We start from the raw sequence: 19,393 nt of genomic DNA on the forward strand, positions 1-19,393 counted from the left end.
CACCGCCGCCATCAGCCCTTGGCCGCCGGCTTGTCGCCGATGGCGTGGCCGGCCATGTGCTCGAGCGCGCGCACCAGGCCGGAGTGGTCCCAGCGCGCGCCGCCGAGCGCGCCGCACACGTTGAACAGTTGCTGGCACGAGGCGGTGTTGGGCAGGCTCACGCCGAGCTTGTGCGCGGTGGACAGCGCCAGGTTCAGGTCCTTCTGGTGCAGCTCGATGCGAAAGCCCGGGTCGAAGGTGCGCTTGATCATGCGCTCGCCGTGCACCTCCAGGATGCGCGAACTGGCAAAGCCGCCCATCAGCGCCTCGCGCACGCGCGCCGGGTCGGCGCCGGCCTTGGCGGCCAGCACCAGCGCCTCGCCCACGGCCTCGATGGTCAGCGCGACGATGACCTGGTTGGCCACCTTGGCCACCTGGCCGTCGCCCACGCCGCCCACCAGCGTGATGTTCTTGCCCATCAGCTTGAGCAGCGGCAGCACGCGGTCGAACGCCTCCTGCCTGCCGCCGGCCATGATCGACAGCGTGGCGGCCTTGGCGCCGACCTCGCCGCCGGACACCGGGCCGTCCACGTAGTCGCAGCCGAGCGCCTCGATCCTGCCGGCGAACACGCGCGTCTCGATCGGCGAGATCGAGCTCATGTCGACCACGGTCTTGCCCTTGGAAAGCCCCTGTGCCACGCTGTTGTCGCCGAACAGCACCTTTTCCACGTCGGGCGTGTCGGGCAGCATCAGGAAAACGACCTCGCTCTGGCGCGCCACCTCGGCGGCGTTGGCGCACGCCTGCGCGCCGGCGTCGAGCAGGGCCTGGGGCGCGCCGCTGCGCGAGTGCACGTAGAGCGCGTGGCCGCCGGCCGCGAGGTGCTGCGCCATCGGCGTGCCCATCACGCCCAGGCCGATGAATCCGATCTTGCTCATGTCTGTCCTCTCTTCATGTGCGCTGCCTGGCGCCACGCCATGCAGCCTCAGGTCGTCAGGCTGCTTCAGCCGGCGAAGCGGTCGCGCAGCGCCTGCGTCGCGTTGCGGAAGATGCCCTGGTCCACGCCCACCGCGACGAAGGCCGCGCCCATGTCGAGGTAGCGGCGCGCGTCGGCCTCCACCGGCGTGAGCGTGCCCACGGCCTTGCCGGCGCGATTGGCGGCCGCGAAGATGCGCGCCACCTGCGCCTGCACGTCCGGGTGGTTGGGGTTGCCGATGTGCCCGCACGCGGCGGCCAGGTCGGACGGGCCGATGAAGATGCCGTCCACGCCGTCCACCGCGCAGATCTCGTCCACGGCATCCACGCCTTTCTGGCTTTCGATCTGCACCAGCACGCAGATATTGTCGTTGATCCGGCTGAAGTAGTCGGGTACCGTGCCGTAGCGGTTGCTGCGCTGGGACATCGACACGCCGCGCACGCCGGCCGGCGGGTAGCGCGTGGCGCTGACCGCGCGGCCGGCCTGCTCGGCGCTTTCCACGAACGGGATCAGGAAATTGTAGAAGCCGATGTCGAGCAGGCGCTTCATCAGCACCGGGTCGTTGACCGGCGGGCGCACCACCGGCGCGCTCACGCTGCCTTGCAGCGCCTGCAGCTGCGGGATGAAGGTCAGCACGTCGTTGGGCGAATGCTCGCCGTCGAGCAGCAGCCAGTCGAAGCCGGCCAGGCCGAGGATCTCGGTGGTGGTGGCGTTGCCCAGCGAGCACCAGCAGCCGATCAGGCGGCGGCGCGCGAGGATGTCGGCGCGGAAGCGGTTGGGCAGCGGCGAGGGCAGCAGCGAGTTCGGCAGCGGGGTCGGCAACGAAGGCATGAGGCGGTGTGTCCTGGCGCAGTTTGTCTGGTACGGGCGGAGTCGGAGGGAGTCGGGCGTCAGCCCGTGATGCCGATCTGCCACGGCGCGAATTCATGGTCGCCCAGGCCCAGCAGCTCGCTCTTGCTGCGCTGGCCCGAGGCGGTGGCCAGGATCTGCGCGAAAATGCGCTCGCCCATTTCCTGGATGGTGGCGGTGCCGTCGAGGATCTCGCCGCAGTTGATGTCCATGTCTTCCTCCAGCCGCCGGTACATCGGCGAATTGGTGGCGAGCTTGAGCGACGGCACCGGCTTGGCGCCGAACATGGAGCCGCGCCCGGTGGTGAAGCAGATCAGGTTGGCGCCGCTGGCGATCTGGCCGGTGGCGGAGACCGGGTCGAAGCCCGGCGAATCCATGAAGACGAAGCCCTTGCGCGTGATCGGCTCGGCGTAGCGGTACACGTCCATCAGCGGGCCGGTGCCGCCCTTCATCGACGAGCCCAGCGACTTCTCGAAGATATTGGCCAGCCCGCCGGCCTGGTTGCCGGGGCTGACACGGCCGTTGATCTGCACGTCGCGCCCGGCGGCGTAGACGTCCTTCCACCAGCGGATGCGCTCGACCAGCTTCTCGCCCACCTCGCGGCTGGCCGCGCGGCGCGTCAGCGTGTGCTCCACGCCGTAGATCTCGGGCGTCTCCGACAGGATGGCGGTGCCGCCGTGGCGCACCAGGAGGTCCATCGCGGCGCCGAGCGCCGGGTTGGCGGTGATCGAGGAAAAGCCGTCCGAGCCGCCGCATTGCAGGCCGATGCTCAGGTGGCTGGCCGAAACCGGCCGGCGCGCGGCGCGGTTGGCGTCCGGCAGCAGCGCCCGCACCGCGGCCACGCCGGCTTCGATGGTCCGGCGCGTGCCGCCGGTGTCCTGCATGGTGAACGCGTGCAGGCGCGGGCCGGTCTCCAGCCCTTCGGCCTTGAGCAGGGCGTTGACCTGGTTGCGCTCGCAGCCCAGCCCGATCACCAGCACCGCGGCCAGGTTGGGGTGGCGCATGTAGCCGGCCAGCGTGCGCTGCAGCATCGCCATCGGCTCGCCGCTCATCTCCATGCCGCAGCCGGTGCTGTGGGCGAAGGCCACCACGCCGTCCACGTTGGGGAAGTCCGCCAGCCGCTCGGGCGTGAACCACTCGGCGATCTTGTGCACCACGGTGGCCGAGCAGTTGACGGTGGCCACCACGCCGATGAAGTTGCGCGTGGCCACGCGGCCGTCGTCGCGCACGATGCCGTCGAAGCTGGCCTGCTCGGCCTCGGGCAGCAGCGCCACCGGCACGAAGTCGCGCGCATGGGCGTAGTCGCGGTCGAACTCGCGGAACTCGATGTTGTGGCCGGACACCAGCGCGCCCGGCGCGATGTCGGCGCCGGCGAAGCCGATGGTGGTGTTGTACTTCAGGATCGGCTCGCCCTTGTGGATCGGGCGCGCGGCGATCTTGTAGCCGGCCGGCACCTGGCTGCGGATGGTGAAGGTCTCGCCGGGCACCGGCGTGCCGATGCTGAGTTCGGTGCGGGCGATCAGCACGTTGTCCTGCGCGTGCAGGCGGATGACCGGCGCGGCGGGCGCGGTGGCGGGGCTGGTGGTGGTCACGCTGTCTCCTGTGGGCATCTTCACTGATTGTCTTTCTGCGTGGCCTCTCGTGGCGGCCGCGCCGCGCGTGCCCGGGAGGCACGGCGGCGGCGCGGCGCGGAGGCCATCGGTGCTGCGTTCCTGCCGGGCGCGGCTATGCGCCGACGACCTGCTTGGCGAAGCTGGCGCGCTCCATCTCCACCACATCCACGCTGACCTGCACGCTTTCGCCGGCCTGGCCGGGGCGCACCTGCTCGGCGATCGCCTCGCACACGGCCTTGCCGAGCGCCTGCCGCACGGCCAGCTCGCGCCCGTCGAGGATGCGCAGCGTGGCATGCACGAAGGCGCGCTCGCGCGCCTCGGTGCCCTGGCGGTAGGCGGTCAGCGTCACGCAGCGCGACTTGATGTCCGGCTCGTTGAACTGGCCGGAGGCCAGCAGCGCGGCGTTGGCCTGGTCCATCAGCTCTTCCTGCGAGCAGGCCAGCCGGGTGTTTTCGGTGAGTTCGATGATGAGATGGGGCATGGTGGTTCCGATGACGGGTTGCCGAAGGGGGCGGTTCAGTCCACCGCCAGCGGCGACAGCGGGCCGGGCGACTTGCCGCGCGCGGCCTGCACGCGCGCCGCGGCGTCGTCGAGCTGGGCCAGCGTGCCGCTGTCCACCGGAATGTGCTCGGCGCGCGCGCGGCGCCAGGCGCGCTCGGGCTCGCCGGGCAGCAGGATGGCCTCGGTGCCGGGCTGCAGCTTCGACGAGCGCACCCAGTCGACGAAGGACTGCACCTCGTGGCCGAAGGTGGTGCTGCTGCCCAGGCGCGCCGGGTCGAACACGATGGCCAGCATGTTGTTCCAGACCGCGTGCTCGTGGGTCAGCGTCTCCGGGCGGATGGTGTGGCCGCCGGTCACGGCCGCGCCCAGCAGCTCGCACATCATCGCCAGCACGTAGCCCTTGTGCTCGCCGAACGAGCGCAGCGCGCCATGCGGCTGGCCCGCGGGCGGGAACATCACGGCGGGATCGTCGGTGGGATGGCCGTCGGCGTCCAGCAGGCAGCCCGGCGGCACCGGCACGCCCTTGTTGTTGGCCACGCGCACCTTGCCCAGCGCGATCGCGCTGGTGGCGAAGTCCATCACCAGCGGCGCGGCGCCGGCCACCGGCACGCCGATGGTGAACGGGTTGGTGCCGTAGCGCGCCTCGTAGCCGCCGTGCGGCGCCACGATCTGCCGGGACAGCACGTTGACGAAGTGGATCGAGATCATGCCGGCGGCGGCGGCCTGCTCGGCCCAGTGGCCCACGCGGCCGAGGTGGTGCGAGCGGCGCAGCCCCAGCACGCACACGCCATGCTCGCGCGCGCGGCCGATGGCCAGGTTCATGGCCTCCTCGGTGACCGCCTGGCCCATGCCGCGGTTGCCGTCCAGGCTCAGGATGCCGCCGGACTCGTGCACCACGCTCACGTGCTGGTTGAGCTGGAGCTGCTCGCCCAGCCAGGACAGCACGTACTTCGGGATCATGCCCACGCCGTGCGAATCGTGCCCGGACAGGTTGGCGCCGACCAGGTGGTCGGCGGTCAGGCGGGCTTCGCGCGCGTCGGAGCCGGCGGCGAGCCAGAGGTCGGATACCCACTGATGCAGGGCGGCGGTCGGGATGCGGTGTTCACTCATGGGATCGGGTAGCGGGATAGCGGAAGGAGGGGGCGGACGAGACAGGCGGCAGAAAATGGCGGCAGAAGATAGCGAAAGAACCGGCGCAAGAAAACGGCAGCAGGGCCGGCGGCGGCCACCATCATAAGCCGCCGGGCCCCGCTTGGGTACCCGGCAATGGGCGCCGGCCATGCATCCGCGTCATTCCGGCCGGATATTGGCGCTCTTGATCAGCTGCGCCCACTTGGCCACCTCGCGCTTCTGGAACGCGCCCAGCTCGGCCGGGCCCGCGCCGGACGGCTCGATGCCGAGCGTGGCGAAGCGCGCGCGCATGTCCGGCTCCTGCACGATCTTGCCGATGTCGGCGCCGAGCCGGTTGACGATGGGCTGCGGCGTGCCGGCCGGGGCGAACACCGCCTGCCACGAGACGATCTCGTAGCCGGCCAGCTTCGGCCCGCCGGCCTCGGCCACGGTCGGCACGTCCGGCAGCTCGCGCGCGCGCGTGGCCGCCGTGGTGGCCAGCGCGCGCAGCTTGCCGGCCTGGATCATCGGCATGGCCGCCACGCTGTTCTCGAACAGCACGTCGACCTGGCTGCCCAGCAGCGCCTGCACCGCCGGGTTGCTGCCCTTGTACGGCACGTGCAGCAGCTTGACGCCGGCCATGCTGGCGAACAGCTCGCCGGCCAGGTGCTGCGAGGTGCCGTTGCCGGCCGAGCCGAACGACACCGTGCCCGGCTTGGCGCGGGCGGCGGCGATCACGTCCTGCACGCTCTTCCACGGGCTGCCGGCGTTGACCACCAGCAGGTTGGGCAGGGTGCCGATCAGCGCCACCGGCTTGAAGTCCCTGACCGGGTCGTAGGGCATCTTCGGATACAGGCTGACGTTGATGGAATGCGAGCTGATGGTGCCGCCGACCAGCGTGTAGCCGTCCGGCGCCGCTTTGGCCACGTAGTCCGAGCCGATGTTGCCGCCTGCGCCGGCGCGGTTTTCCACCACCACCGGCTGGCCGATCATCTGCGACAGGCGCAGGCCGATCAGGCGGCCCAGCACGTCGGTGGTGCCGCCCGCGGCGAACGGCACCACGTAGTTGACGGGCTTGGTCGGCCAGGCGTCCTGCGCATGGGCGGCCGGCCCGGTGGCCAGCAGGGCCAGCGCGCCGGCGGCGGCCAGGGCGCGCAGGGCGCGGCGTGGCGCCGACAGCGGTGCCGCACGGAAATGTTGGGGAAACTGGACGCGGGCGGGCCGCTGCGGCCGGCGGTGGGTAGGCATATGCTGGTCTCCTGGCTTGTTGTGCGGCCATCCTTCTTTCCGCCGCCCCGCGCGGGCCGCTATCATCTGGCAAGCGGCAAGGTGGGGCAGGGCGGGATCGCCTTGGTCACAATCTACACGCGACCGGCACGGCACAGCCTTGCGTTTTACGCATAGCAGAAATGCGCCATATGCCGGGCGCGCAAGGGGGGCGGCCATAACAATCACCACATTGCCCGGCCTTGCCGCCGATCCGCCGCCGCCGCTCGCGTGCCGCGCCGCAACAATCGCGCCGTGATCGTGCTGTGAATCGCGCTGTGAATCGCGCCGTGAATCGCCATACGAATCGCGCCACCAGCCGCCGGCGCAGACCTGACCGCAGTGCATCATCCGAAGACCGACATGACCCAGACTCCTGCCGCCACCGCGTCCACCCATTCCGTTTCCGCCGCGCCGGCCGCCCGCACGGGCGGCCGCGTGCTGGTCGACGCGCTGCGCATCCACGGCGCCGAGCGCATCTTCTGCGTGCCCGGCGAAAGCTTCCTCGACGTGCTCGACGCCCTGCACGACCAGCCCGCCATCGACCTGATCGTGTGCAAGCACGAAGGCGCCGCGGCCAACATGGCCGAGGCCGACGGCAAGCTCACCGGCCGCCCGGGCATCTGCTTCGTCACGCGCGGGCCGGGCGCCACCCACGCCAGCATCGGCGTGCACATCGCCGCGCAGGACTCCACCCCGATGCTGCTGTTCGTCGGCCAGATCGCGCGCGGCCACAAGGGCCGCGAGGCGTTCCAGGAAGTGGACTACGGCGCCATGTTCGGCTCCATCGCCAAGTGGGTGGTGGAGATCGACGACCCCGCGCGCATCCCGGAACTGGTGGCGCGCGCGTTCCGCTGCGCCACCTCGGGCCGGCCCGGCCCGGTGGTGATCGCGCTGCCCGAGGACGTGCTCGACGGCCTGTGCGAGGTTGCCGACACCCCCCGCTACCAGCCCGTGGCGGCGGCCCCGCGCGCGGCCGACGCCGAGGCGCTGGCCGCGCTGCTGGCCGGCGCGCAGCGGCCGCTGGTGATCGCCGGCGGCGCCAACTGGAGCCCGCGCGCGGCGGCGGACTTCGCCACCTTCGTGCGGCGCTGGGACCTGCCGGTGGCATGCGCGTTCCGCCGCCAGGACGTGCTCGACAACCGCGACCCGCACTACGTGGGCCACCTGAGCCTGGGCGTGAGCCCGGCGCTGGCCGAGCGCGTGCGCACCGCCGACGTGATCCTCGCCTTCGGCACGCGCCTGGGCGACATCGCCACCGACGGCTACACGCTGCTGGAGGCACCCACGCCGCGCCAGCGCCTGATCCACGTGCACGCCGACAGCGCCGAGCTGGGCCGCGTCTACCAGCCCGAACTCGCCATCGAGGCCGGCACCGAGACCGGCGCGGCCATGCTGGCCGCGCTGCCGGCCCCGGCCAGCGTGGCCTGGGGCGACTGGACCGGCGCCGCGCGCGCCGCGCACATCGCCTTCGTCACGCCGGGCAAGCCGCACGCCGAACTCAGCGGCGTGGACATGACCGCGGTGGTCGACCACCTCAACCAGACCCTGCCGGCCGACGCCGTGCTCAGCAACGGCGCCGGCAACTACACGGTCTGGCTGCACCGCTATTACGCCTACCGCCAGCCGCGCACCGAACTGGCGCCCACCTGCGGCGCGATGGGCTACGGCCTGCCGGCGGCCATCGCCGCCAAGCTGCGCGACCCGCAGCGCACGGTGGTGTGCTTCGCCGGCGACGGCTGCTTCCTGATGTACCCGCAGGAGATCGCCACCGCCGCCGCCTACGGCGCCAACCTCGTGGTGGTGGTGGTCAACAACGGCATGTACGGCACCATCCGCATGCACCAGGAAAAGCGCTACCCGGGCCGCGTCAGCGGCACCGACATCCCCAGCCCGGACTTCGTGGCGATGGCGCAGTCGTGCGGCGCCTGGGCCGAGCGCGTGACGCGCACCGAGGACTTCGCCGGCGCCTTCGAGCGCGCGCTGGCGGCGGGCAAGCCCGCCGTGCTGGAGCTGACCACCGATCCGCGCCAGATCACCCCGGCCATGCGCATCGCCGGCTGACGGCGGCGCGTGTCCGGCGGGCATGGGAAGACAGGGAAGACAAGGACCACAAGACCGGCCCGACCCATGACGCCGGACAGCCGCCGGCACCTGATATACGGCGTGCCGCATACGGCACGCCTCGCACCAGATCCATAACAAGAACGCAGAACAGGAGACCCTTCGCATGACCACTGGCACGCTGGATGGCCTGCGCGGCCATTTCTCCGGGCGGCTGCTGACCGCGCCCGACGACACCGCGCCCTTCCTGACCGACTGGCGCCGCAACTTCACCGGCCGCACGCTGGCCGTGGCGCAGCCGGACACCACGGCGGACGTGGCCGCGGTGGTGCGCTGGTGCGCGGCGCACCGCGTGCCGCTGGTGCCGCAGGGCGGCAATACCGGCATGGTGGGCGGCGCCGTGCCCGACGGCGGCGGCCACGCGCTGGTGCTGTCCACCGCGCGCCTGAACCGCATCCGCGAGATCGACCCGCTCAACAACACGCTGACCGCCGAGGCCGGCTGCATCCTGGCCAACGTCCAGCAGGCCGCGCAGGAGGCGGACCGTCTCTATCCGCTCTCGCTCGGCGCGGAGGGCAGCTGCACCATCGGCGGCAACCTCGCCAGCAATGCCGGCGGCGTGCAGGTGCTGCGCTACGGCAACACGCGCGAGCTGTGCCTGGGGCTGGAAGTGGTCACGCCCGACGGCGAGATCTGGGACGGCCTGCGCGCGCTGCGCAAGGACAATACCGGCTACGACCTCAAGCAGCTGTTCATCGGCGCCGAGGGCACGCTGGGCGTGATCACCGCCGCCACGCTCAAGCTCTATCCGCGCCCGGCCGCGCGCATGACCGCGCTGGCCGCCGTGGCCGACCCGCATGCCGCGCTGCGCCTGCTGGAGCTGGCCCAGCGCCGGCTGGCCGCCACGCTGACCGCGTTCGAGCTGATGAGCGGAGCCTGCATGGCGCTGGTGGCGCGCCATTTCCCCGATTGCCGCGCGCCGTTCGAGCAGGACCATCCCTGGTACGTGCTGCTGGAAAGCAGCGACCCGCACAGCGAGGCGCACGCCACGCAGGCGTTCGGCGAGCTGATGGAAGAAGCCTTCGAGGCCGGCATCGTGGCCGACGCGGCCATCGCCGCCTCGCTGGCGCAGTCCGACGCGCTCTGGCGCATCCGCCACCACCTGCCCGAGGCGCAGTCGCTCGACGGCGGCGACAACGTCAAGCACGACATCTCGGTGCCGATCTCGGCCATCGCCACCTTCATCGAGCGCACCAGCGCCGACATCGTGGCGGCCCACCCAGGCGCGCGCGTGCTGGCCTTCGGCCATCTCGGCGACGGCAACCTGCACTACAACGTCAGTGCCCCGGCCGGCCAGCCGCAGGCACCGTTCGTGCAGGCCAGCGGCGCGGCGGTCAGCGCGCTGGTGTACGAGGCGGTGGCGCGCGTGCGCGGCTCGATCTCCGCCGAGCACGGCATCGGCCAGCTCAAGGTCGGGAAGAACGCGCACTACAAGTCCGCCGTGGAAATGGCGCTGATGCAGAGGATCAAGCAGGCGCTGGACCCGCACGGCCTGATGAACCCGGGCCGGCTGCTGCCGCCGCGCTGACAGGCGAACCGGGAAAGCCCCGCAGAGGGCAGGAAGAAAGCCCGAGGAAGGTAGGAAAGAAGCCCAAGGAAGGCCAGGGAAGGCTCGAAGAAGCCCCGAAGAAAGCCGAACCACAAAGCTCGCAAAGAGCAGGAGACACCGATGCAAGATGCAACGCACAAGCGCGGCCGCCGCGCCTCGCTGCTGGCCCTGGCCGTGCTGGCCGCCACCACCGTCTGCGGCGCGCTGCCGGCGCGGGCCGAGACCTGGCCGGCCAAGCCGATCCGCCTGATCGTGCCGTTCACCGCGGGCGGCAACACCGACATCGTGGCGCGCCTGGTCGCGCGCGAGCTGCAGAAGTCGCTGGGGCAGGCGGTGGTGGTGGACAACCGCCCGGGCGCTTCGGGCAACATCGGCGCCGACACCGTGGCCAAGTCCGCGCCGGACGGCTACACGCTGCTGGTGGGCACGGTCGGCACCAATGCCATCAACGCCAGCTTCTACCGCAAGATGCCCTATGACACCGTCAAGGACTTCGCCGCGGTGGCGATGGTCGCCTCGGTGCCCAACATCCTGGTGGTCAACCCCGGCGTGCCGGCCAACAGCGTCAAGGAGCTGACCCAGTACGTCAAGCGCGCCAACGGCAGCACCACCTTCGCCTCGTCCGGCACCGGCACCTCGATCCATCTCTCGGGCGAGCTGTACAAGGTCATGACCGGCGTGTCGATGGTGCACGTGCCCTACAAGGGCAGCGCGCCCGCCGTGACCGACCTGATGGGCGGGCAGGTGCAGCTGATGTTCGACAACGCGCCGACCTCGCTGCCGTTCGTCAAGGCCGGCAAGCTCAAGGCGCTGGCCGTCACCGGCGCGCACCGCATGAGCGCGCTGCCCAACGTGCCGACGATGGAAGAAGCCGGCCTGCCGGGCTTCGTCACCGGCTCGTGGTTCGGCGTGTTCGCGCCGGCGCGCACGCCGCGCGAGATCGTCACGCGCCTGAGCGACATCATCATGGCGGCCTCGGCCCGCCCCGATTTCCGCGAGGCGCTGGTGACCGCCGGCGCCGATCCCGACCCCAAGCCCGCCGCCGAATTCCAGGCCTTCGCGCTGGCGGAGAAGGTGCGCTGGGAGAAGGTCGTCAAGGCGGCCGGCGTCTCGGTCGACGAATAAACCGGCGCCCGGCAGGCCGCGCCGGGCGCGCCCCCATCGAGGAACCATCATCATGAGCAATCCCGCCCCCGCCACTCCGCGCCCTGCCACTTCGCGCCATGACGCCGCCGCGCTGCGCGGCATGGCCCAGGCCATGTTCGCGCGCGCCGGCATGCCGGACGACCGCGCCGCCGACGTGACCGACATCCTGATCGAGGCCGACCTGATGGGCCACGACACGCACGGCCTGCAACTGCTGCCGACCTACCTGGCCGAGATCGAGAGCGGCAGCATGGCGGTCACGGAAGACTACGACGTCATCTCCGAGCGCGCCGCCGTCGCCACCTGGGACGGCAAGCGCCTGCCCGGCCCGTGGCTGACCCTGCGCGCGCTGGAAAGCGCGATGGCGCGCGCGCGCGACTACGGCACCGGCACCGTGACCATCCGCCGCTCGCACCACATCGCCTGCCTGGCGGCCTACCTGGAGCGCGCCACGCGGGCCGGGCTGGTCATGCTGCTGTTCTCGTCGGCGCCGGGCGCGGCCACCGTGGCGCCGTTCGGCGGCACCCGCGCGGTGTTCTCGCCGAGCCCGCTGGCGGTCGGTTTTCCCACGCCCGAGGGCCCGGTGCTGATCGACGTGTCCACCTCCATCACCACCAACGGCCTGACCGGCCGCCTGTACAAGGAAGGCAAGCGCCTGCCGCACCAGTGGCTGATCGACGAGCACGGCAACGCCAGCGACGACCCGGCCGTGCTGTTTCCCCCGCACGCCGGCTCGATCCTGCCGCTGGGCGGGCTCGACGTGGGCCACAAGGGCTTCGCGCTGTCGCTGATGGTGGAGGCGCTGACCGCCGGCCTGACCGGCCACGGCCGCGACGACCCGGGCAAGCGCTGGGGCAACACCGTGTTCCTGCAGATCCTCGACCCGGCCGCGTTCGCCGGCGAGGAAGCCTTCGCCACGCAGATGGGCTGGGTGGCGCGCGCCAGCACCGGCAACCCGCCGCGGCCCGGCGTGGACCGGGTCAGACTGCCGGGGCAGGGCGCGCTCGAGCGCAAGGCGCGGCAACTGCGCGAGGGCGTGGCGCTGAACCCGGCGATCCTGCCGCAGCTCGCGCCGTGGCTGGAAAAGTACGGCATGGCGGCGCCCGCGGCGCTGGCCTGAAGACCGGGGCATTGGCGGGGGCGCTGGCCGGCGGCCGGCGCCGTGCGGTAAGCTCGCGGAATCCGGCATCCGCCTGCCATCGTCCGCCGCCATCCATGCAAGCTTTCAGCCTCGACCTGTTCCTCCGCCTTTTCTCCGGCCTGCTGTGCGGGGTCCTGCTCGGGCTGGACCGCAACCTGCACGGCAAGCCGGCCGGCGTGCGCACGCTGGGGCTGGTGTCGCTGGGCGCCGCCGCCGCGGTGTGCGTGGTGACGGTGTCGGGCCATCCGCCCGATGCCATGTCGCGCGTGCTGCAGGGCCTGCTGACCGGCATCGGCTTTCTCGGCGTGGGCGTGATCTCGCGCCACAGCAACGACGACAAGCCCCAGGGCCTGACCACGGCGGCGGCGATCTGGCTGGCCGCCATCGTCGGCGCGGCGTGCGGGGCGGGGTACTACGCCATCGTGGCGATCGCGCTGGCGCTGGGGCTGCTGCTGCTCCTGATCGGCGGGCGCTTCGAGCGCGGCCTGCGCCGGCGCCTGCGGCAGGAGGAAGCGCTGCTGCGCGAGCACAAGCGCCACCGCGACTTCGGCGGCCACGGCCCGGAAGGCAGGCAGGGCGAGCAGGGCGGCAACCCGCGCGCGATGCCGCCGGGCCTGGACGAAAGCTGAGCCGGCGCGGCGCTTTCCTGCCCGCCTCCTTGCTCGCCTCCTTGCCCGTCTTTTTTGCCGGTCTGCCGTCCGTCGGTCTGACTGTCCGTCTATCCGTCCGTCTTCCTGCCCGCCGCTCAGCGCGCCTGCGCTTGCAGCGCCGCCTCGATGCCGCGCACGCTTTCCACCAGCAGCGGGCGCACCGTTTCCAGCAGCATCGCGGCCGGCACGATGGCGGTGGGGCCGCTGCATGACAGCGTCATCGGTGGCAGCGCGCGGCCCGGGCGGAACGCGGCGGCGATGGAGTTGATGTCGGGCAGCCATTCGCCGAACGACGTGGTGCAGCCCATGCGCCGCACCTCGGCGCCGCCGTGCGCCACGATGGCCTCGGCGCGCGCGGCGTCCAGCCCGTCGTGGCGGCGGAACGCGGCCAGCGCCTGCTTGCGCTCGGCCGGCGGCAGCGCTTCGAGATAGGCGCGCCCGGCGGCCGTGGTCAGCCCCGAGATGCGCGTGCCCGCCGCCACGCGCAGCGTCAGGTAGGACTCCGACTGGCAGTTCTCGTAGATCAGCATCTGCGCGCGGTCGCGCACGATCAGCGAGGTCACGCCCTGCGACAGGTCCGCCAGCGCCCGCATGAAGGGGCGCACCACCTCCAGCACGTCCACGCCCTGCTGCGCCGCCGGCGCCATCGCCAGCGCAGAGCTGCCGAGCTGGTACTTGGCCTGCTCGGGGTCCAGGCGCAGGTAGCCCAGCTCGGTCAGGGTATGGGTCAGGCGCGACACGGTGGACTTGGGCAGGCCGCAGCGCTGCGCCAGCTCGGCATTGCCGAGCCGCGTCTCGTAGCTGCGGAAGCACGCCAGCACGTCGAGCCCGCGCGCCAGCGCGGTGACGAAATGCCGGTCTTCCTTGGGCTGGGCGCCGTCGTCGGGCGGCGGCGGGTCCGGATCGTCGAGGTTGTCCATGCGCGGGCGGTGACTGGCGGGGCCGTGGATGCGGATCAGCCGGCGGCGGCCAGCATCTCGCGCAGCTTCGCCTTGAGGATCTTGCCGGACGGCGCGGCCGGCAGGTGCTCGACGACGCGCACCTCGTGCGGGATCTTGTATGGCGACAACTGCTCGCGCAGGAACGCGCGCAGCGCGGCCGGGTCCAGCGCCATGCCGGCGCGCACCTCGACGAAGGCGACGACTTCCTCGTTGCCCTCCACCGCGCGCCCCACCACGGCGGACTGCAGCACGGCCGGGAAGGCGTTGATCGACTGCTCGACTTCCTCCGGGTAAACGTTGAAGCCGGAATGGATGATGATTTCCTTGGAGCGGCCGACGATGAACACCGCGCCGTCGGCGTCGATGCGCGCGAGGTCGCCGGTATGCAGCCAGCCGTCGGCGTCGATCACCTGCGCGGTCAGGTCGGGGCGGCGGTAGTAGCCCTTCATCACGTTGGGGCCGCGCACCAGCAGCTCGCCGCTGCCGTCTGGCAGCGGGTCGCCCAGGCGGATCTCCACCTCGGGCACCACCGGGCCGACCGAGCAGTCCGCGCGCGGCGATTCCACGCGCGTCTGGCATACCGTGGGCGAGGTCTCGGTCATGCCGTAGCCGTTGTTCAGCACGATGCCGAAGCTGCTTTCGAAGGCGGCCTTGAGCGTCTCGGTGAGCGGCGCGCCGCCGGACTGCGCCATGCGCAGCGCGGGCGCGCGCAGCGGCGTGGCCTGCGCGCGGCTCCATTCGATCAGCTTGGCGTACAGCGCCGGCACGCCGTGCAGCACGGTGAGCTGCTGTTCGGCCAGCGCCCGCGCCAGCGTCTCGGGGCGGAAGCGCGCCTCGTAGAACACCGTGGCGCCGTTGGACAGCGGCCCCACCAGCAGCACCGACAGGCCGTACACGTGCGACATCGGCAGCACGCCGTAGACGCGGTCGCCCGGCTGCACGCGGCCCTGCGCGCGGTTGGAGCGGCCGATGAACATCATGTTGGCGTGCGTGAGCATCACGCCCTTGGACGCGCCGGTGGTGCCGGTGGTGTAGATCAGCGCGGCGACCTGGTCGCGCGCCGCCGGCTCGACCGGCTCGGGCACCGCCGCCGCGTTCACCGCGCCCACCAGCAGGCGGCCCACGTGCGGCCACTGCGCCGGCTGCGCGCCGCGCGCCAGGCCGTGCTCGCGCGCTTCCGCATGGGCGCCGTCCAGGTACAGCGCCACGCGGGCGCCGGCATGCTCGACGATGTTGCCGATCTCGCTCTGCGACAGGCGCGCGTTGACCGGCACGGCCCACGCGTCGAGCGCGCTGAGCGCCAGGATCAGCACCGCGCAGCCCACGCAGTTCTCCGTCACCAGCACCACGCGGTCGCCGCCGCGCACGCCCAGCGCCGCCAGCGCGCGGGCGGTGCCGGCAATGGCGCCGTCGAGCTCGCCGTAGCGCAGCGAGCGCTCGGCATCGACCAGGGCCAGGCGCTCCGGATGGCTGCGCACCCAAGGCGCGATGGTCTGGTGCAGGCGGGTGAACGCGGTGGCGGGGGAGGTGGCGGGGGTGGCGGCGATGGAATCGGCGCGCGATTCCGCCGCCGGCGCGGACGCGCCGGGCGTGGTGGTGCTCATCAATGTCTCCGGGCAAGGCTTTCCGGCGTGGCCGCCGGATTTGTTCGATGGCGGCAATAGTCCCATCGATCGCCGTGCCCGTCAACTGCACCGTGGAACCCATGTTCTGCATTGCGGAACATGGATGGGAGGACGCCAGAAGCCGGGCGTCAGAAGCCGGACGTCAGAAGCGGAAGCGCGCCACCCCGGCCGCCAGCCCGGCGGCCTGTTCGTCCAGGCTCGCCGCCTGCGCCGTCACCGCTTCGACCAGCTCGGCGTTCTGCCGGCTGGTCTGCTCGAGCTGGGCCACCGCTTCGCCGACCGCGCGCACGCCCTGCGCCTGCTCGTCGGCCACGCCGCACAGCCGCTCGGACAGCGCGTGGCTCTGGCCGACCGCCTGCTCGATGCCGCTCATGGCGCTCACCACTTCCTGGCTCAGCTGCGCGCCGCGCGCGATCTCGGCGGTGGCCTGGCCGATGGTGGCGCGGATCTCGCGCGCCGAGGTGGCGCTGCGCTGGGCCAGTCCGCGCACTTCTTCGGCCACCACCGCGAAGCCGCGCCCGGCTTCACCGGCGCGGGCCGCTTCCACGGCCGCGTTGAGCGCCAGGATGTTGGTCTGGAAGGCGATGCTCTCGATCACCCCCACCATCTCCGCCACGCTGCGCGAATGCCCGTGCACGGCGTCCATCGCGCCGCTCATCTGGCTGACCACGCCCATGCCGGCGTCGGTGGCCTGGCGTGCCTGGCGCGCCATCGCGCTCGACTCCGTGGCCTGCTCGCGGGCCTGCCCGACCAGGGTGGCGAGGCGCGCCACGCTGTCGGTGGCGGCGGCTAGCGCGCTGGCCTGCAAGGCGGTGCGGCGCGACAGGTCCTGGTTGCCGCCGGCGATGCCCGCGCTGGTGGCGGCGATCTCGCCCGACGAGCGGCGGATGTCGGCCAGCACGCCGGCGAGCTGGTCGCGCATGCGGGCCAGCATGCACATCAGGCTGCGGGTGTCGCCGCGGCGCAGCGGCACGGCCTGGCGCAGGTCGCCGGAGGCGATGCGGCTGGCCACCTCGGCGGCGTCCGCCGGCTCGCCGCCGAGCTGCGACAGCAACTGGCGCGCGGCAAACCAGGCCAGCGCCGCCGCGGCGGCCAGGCTGGCCAGCAGCATGGCCACCATCAGGCCCTGCGCGCGCAACTGGCTGGACGTCACCGCGGCCACGGTGTCGGCGGCCTGGCGCTCCTGGCGGGTGCGCGCGGCCTCCACCACGGTGGCGAGCTTCTGCAACTGCTCGCCGAGGAAATGGCCGTCCACGGAAACCGCGCTGTCGAACTGCAGCGGGTCGAGCGGCTGCTTGCGCAGCAGCGCCACGTAGCTGCCCAGCAGCGTGGCGGCGCTGTCGCGTTCCTTGCGCAGCGCTTCGGCCTGCGCCGGCGTGGCCGCGCGCACCACGGTGAGGGCCTGGTCGAGCCGCGCCAGGGTGGTGTCGATGTCGGCGCCGGCCGCGTCGCGCTCGCTGCCGCTGGTGGCCAGCGTGAGCGAAAGCTGGGCGCGTTCCAGCCGGGCCAGCGCCGACTGCGCGCGCTCGGCCGCGATGGCGCCCCGCATGTCGCGCTGGTACAGGGTGTCGGTCATCTGCTTGACCGAGACCAGGCTGACGATGCCCGTCAGCCCGACCGCGGCGCCGAACGCATAGACCAGCGCGAAGGCGATGCACAGGCGCGCGGCCAGCGGCAGCCGGCCCAGCCAGGCGGGCAGGCGCGGGCCCGCGCGGCGGGCGGGGGAGAGTGGAACGGCGGCTTGCAACACGGTGAGGACTCCGATGGGCCTCGCGGCCCGCATACTGACCCTGGTCGCCGCGATCCGGCCCGCCGTGCGCCGGCGGCCGCCGGCGGCGACTTCTCTTATGCCGCGCATGCTGGGATACCTCTGTGACAAAACCGTGACACCCTGACCGGCCATTGGGGTAATACCCATTGTCATCGGCGTGTCATATCGCTGACATGAAATACGTGTGCGCCACACCGGCCTCCCCGCGCCGCGTCCGCCTCCACCACCAGCCGCCGCCCAATCGCCATCCATTCGCCATCCATTCGCCGCGTTTTATCTCGCCTCCCGCTCACGTTTCGTTACGCCTGTCCGTTATCCGTTCATGTCCAACGCTTCCCCCCTGGCCGGCGTGACCTTGCCGCGGCTTCGCTTGCCGCCGCTGCACACCGTGTTCCAGCCCATCGTTGCGTTCGGCACCGGCGAGATCCTCGGATACGAAGCGCTGGTGCGCGGCCCGACCGGCTCGCAACTGGCCATGCCCGATGCGCTGTTCCGCCTCGCCCGCAACGAGGACGACACCGTGCAGATCGAGCTGGAGGCGGCGCGCACGGCGTTGTCCTCCAGCGCCGCGCTCGCGCTGCCGGGCAGCCTGTTCCTGAATTTCAGCACGATGGCGCTGCGCTGCCTGCTGGCCGACGGCGGGCGCGCGATGAAGGCGCTGGTGGCCGGCAGCATCGACCCCGCGCGGGTGGTGATCGAGATCACCGAGCAGGCGCAGATCGAGCATGCCGAGCGCTTCGGGCAGGCGATGGGCGTGCTGCAGGAGCTGGGCATGCAGTACGCGCTGGACGACTTCGGCACCGGCCACGCCAACCTCGACCGCCTGATCCACCTGACGCCGCACTACGTCAAGCTGGACAAGTCGCTGGTGCGCGGCATCGGCACCAGCCCGCGGCGCCTGGAGATCGTGCGCACCATGCTGGCGCTGGCCAAGGCGCTCGGCTGCGCGGTCATCGCCGAAGGCATCGAGGATGCCGACGAGCTGGCCGTGCTGCGCGACCTCGGCGTGCCGTTCGGGCAGGGCTACTACCTGGGCCGGCCAGCGGCGCAGCCGGTCATGGCGGTCGCGCCGCAGGCGCGCCAGGCGCTGGGGTCCAAGCAGATCGCGGTGTTCCCGCAGACGGTGCGCTCGGCGCGCCCGGGCGTCACCGCGGGCAAGCTGATGCGGCCCGCGCCGGCGGTGCGCGCCGGCATCACCAACAACGCGCTGCTGGACCTGTTCCACGCGCGCCCTGGCCTGCACGCGGTGGCCGTGGTCAACGACGACGGCACGCCGCTGGCCATTGTCAACCGGCATTATTTCCTCGACCGCTTCACCGCGCCGTTCCACCGCGAGCTGTACGGCAAGAAGAACGGCATGAGCCTGGCCAGCCGCGCGCCGCTGTGCTTCGACAAGGGCGCCGGCATCGACGAGATGGCGCGCGCGCTCGCCGGCGAGGACCAGCGCCCGCTGGCCGACGGCTTCATCGTGACCGAGCAGGGGCGCTACGCCGGGCTGGGCACCGGCGCGGACCTGATCCGCGCGGTCACGGAAATCCGCATGGAGGCGGCGCGCTATGCCAACCCGCTGACCTTCCTGCCCGGCAACATGCCGCTGAACCGCCATATCGACCGCCTGCTCGACGCCGGCGCGGAGTTCCATGCCTGCTATGTCGACCTCAACCATTTCAAGCCCTACAACGACCAGTACGGCTACTGGAAGGGCGACGAGATGCTCAAGGGCGCGGCCGCCCTGCTGGCGCAGGCGTGCGACCCCGCGCGCGACTTCCTCGGCCACGTGGGCGGCGACGACTTCCTGGTGCTGTACCAGAGCCCCGACTGGGAAACCCGCACGCGCACGGCCATCGCCGGTTTCAACCGCGCCGCGCGCGAGCTGTACACCAGCGCCGACCGCGAGGCCGGCGGCATTCACGGCGAGGACCGCCTCGGCCAGCAGACCTTTTTCCCGGCCGTGACGATGGCCGCCGGCGCGGTGCGCGTGGGGCCGCGGCCGGCCGACGGGCCCGCCGGCGGGCCCGGCCCGTGGCGGCTGGACAGCAGCCATATCGGCGCGGCCGCGGCCACCGCCAAGCGCGAGGCCAAGAAGGCCAGCAGCGGCTTCGTCGTGATCGACCTGCGCGAGCTGATGCGCGACGGGCGGCTCGGCGCCTGAGCG

At 72.1% G+C, this 19,393-nt stretch carries 15 protein-coding genes; 6 read left to right on the forward strand and 9 right to left on the reverse strand.

Translation table 11 applies throughout. The features are described 5' to 3' along the window. Window positions 1–11: 11 nt before the first annotated feature. The 6 genes from KF708C_RS09770 to KF708C_RS09795 form a co-directional block, all read right to left on the reverse strand. Complete coding sequence (locus KF708C_RS09770; protein WP_059411612.1) at window positions 12–914, reverse strand: 2-hydroxy-3-oxopropionate reductase; 903 nt, start codon at window positions 912–914, stop codon at window positions 12–14. Between the two features lie 65 nt (window positions 915–979). Then, window positions 980–1,783: a 2-dehydro-3-deoxyglucarate aldolase gene (gene garL, locus KF708C_RS09775; RefSeq protein WP_059411613.1), complete on the reverse strand. Its 804-nt coding sequence runs from the start codon at window positions 1,781–1,783 to the stop codon at window positions 980–982. Window positions 1,784–1,842: 59 nt separating this feature from the next. Then, entirely contained in the window at window positions 1,843–3,393 is a 1,551-nt protein-coding gene (locus KF708C_RS09780) for a UxaA family hydrolase (protein ID WP_231586421.1), read from the reverse strand. Between the two features lie 133 nt (window positions 3,394–3,526). Continuing rightward, on the reverse strand, window positions 3,527–3,895 hold the full coding sequence (locus KF708C_RS09785; protein ID WP_059411614.1) for a 5-carboxymethyl-2-hydroxymuconate Delta-isomerase: 369 nt from the start codon (window positions 3,893–3,895) through the stop codon (window positions 3,527–3,529). 35 nt (window positions 3,896–3,930) lie between these two features. Then, on the reverse strand, window positions 3,931–5,025 hold the full coding sequence (locus tag KF708C_RS09790) for a malate/lactate/ureidoglycolate dehydrogenase (protein WP_059411615.1): 1,095 nt from the start codon (window positions 5,023–5,025) through the stop codon (window positions 3,931–3,933). A 180-nt stretch (window positions 5,026–5,205) separates the two neighbouring features. After that, complete coding sequence (locus KF708C_RS09795; RefSeq protein ID WP_082079484.1) at window positions 5,206–6,273, reverse strand: Bug family tripartite tricarboxylate transporter substrate binding protein; 1,068 nt, start codon at window positions 6,271–6,273, stop codon at window positions 5,206–5,208. Window positions 6,274–6,654: 381 nt separating this feature from the next. Here KF708C_RS09795 and KF708C_RS09800 point away from each other — a divergent pair, with 381 nt between their 5' ends. The 5 genes from KF708C_RS09800 (at window position 6,655) to KF708C_RS09820 (ending at window position 12,880) form a co-directional block, all read left to right on the forward strand. Continuing rightward, window positions 6,655–8,355, forward strand: coding sequence for a thiamine pyrophosphate-binding protein (locus KF708C_RS09800; RefSeq protein ID WP_059411616.1), 1,701 nt, complete (start codon window positions 6,655–6,657; stop codon window positions 8,353–8,355). A gap of 166 nt (window positions 8,356–8,521) precedes the next feature. Then, window positions 8,522–9,943, forward strand: a complete 1,422-nt coding sequence (locus KF708C_RS09805; RefSeq protein ID WP_059411617.1) for an FAD-binding oxidoreductase — start codon at window positions 8,522–8,524, stop codon at window positions 9,941–9,943. Window positions 9,944–10,084: 141 nt separating this feature from the next. Continuing rightward, window positions 10,085–11,089, forward strand: a complete 1,005-nt coding sequence (locus KF708C_RS09810; protein WP_059411618.1) for a Bug family tripartite tricarboxylate transporter substrate binding protein — start codon at window positions 10,085–10,087, stop codon at window positions 11,087–11,089. 52 nt (window positions 11,090–11,141) lie between these two features. Continuing rightward, on the forward strand, window positions 11,142–12,230 hold the full coding sequence (locus KF708C_RS09815; RefSeq protein WP_059411619.1) for an Ldh family oxidoreductase: 1,089 nt from the start codon (window positions 11,142–11,144) through the stop codon (window positions 12,228–12,230). Window positions 12,231–12,325: 95 nt separating this feature from the next. Then, window positions 12,326–12,880 carry an MgtC/SapB family protein gene (locus tag KF708C_RS09820; RefSeq protein WP_063922985.1) on the forward strand — a complete coding sequence of 185 codons (555 nt, stop codon included), beginning with the start codon at window positions 12,326–12,328 and terminating at the stop codon, window positions 12,878–12,880. Between the two features lie 116 nt (window positions 12,881–12,996). Here the strand turns inward: KF708C_RS09820 and KF708C_RS09825 are convergent, their stop codons facing one another. From KF708C_RS09825 to KF708C_RS09835, 3 genes are all read right to left on the reverse strand, one after another. Continuing rightward, complete coding sequence (locus tag KF708C_RS09825; RefSeq protein WP_059411620.1) at window positions 12,997–13,821, reverse strand: IclR family transcriptional regulator; 825 nt, start codon at window positions 13,819–13,821, stop codon at window positions 12,997–12,999. Window positions 13,822–13,856: 35 nt separating this feature from the next. Further along, entirely contained in the window at window positions 13,857–15,446 is a 1,590-nt protein-coding gene (locus tag KF708C_RS09830; protein ID WP_082079485.1) for a class I adenylate-forming enzyme family protein, read from the reverse strand. A gap of 163 nt (window positions 15,447–15,609) precedes the next feature. Next, entirely contained in the window at window positions 15,610–17,217 is a 1,608-nt protein-coding gene (locus KF708C_RS09835) for a methyl-accepting chemotaxis protein (protein WP_231586422.1), read from the reverse strand. A 343-nt stretch (window positions 17,218–17,560) separates the two neighbouring features. Here KF708C_RS09835 and KF708C_RS09840 point away from each other — a divergent pair, with 343 nt between their 5' ends. Next, entirely contained in the window at window positions 17,561–19,390 is a 1,830-nt protein-coding gene (locus KF708C_RS09840; protein WP_059411622.1) for an EAL domain-containing protein, read from the forward strand. Window positions 19,391–19,393: the final 3 nt, after the last annotated feature.

It is taken from the genome of Cupriavidus basilensis (genome assembly GCF_000876015.1).
GTDB classification, from domain to species: domain Bacteria; phylum Pseudomonadota; class Gammaproteobacteria; order Burkholderiales; family Burkholderiaceae; genus Cupriavidus; species Cupriavidus basilensis_B.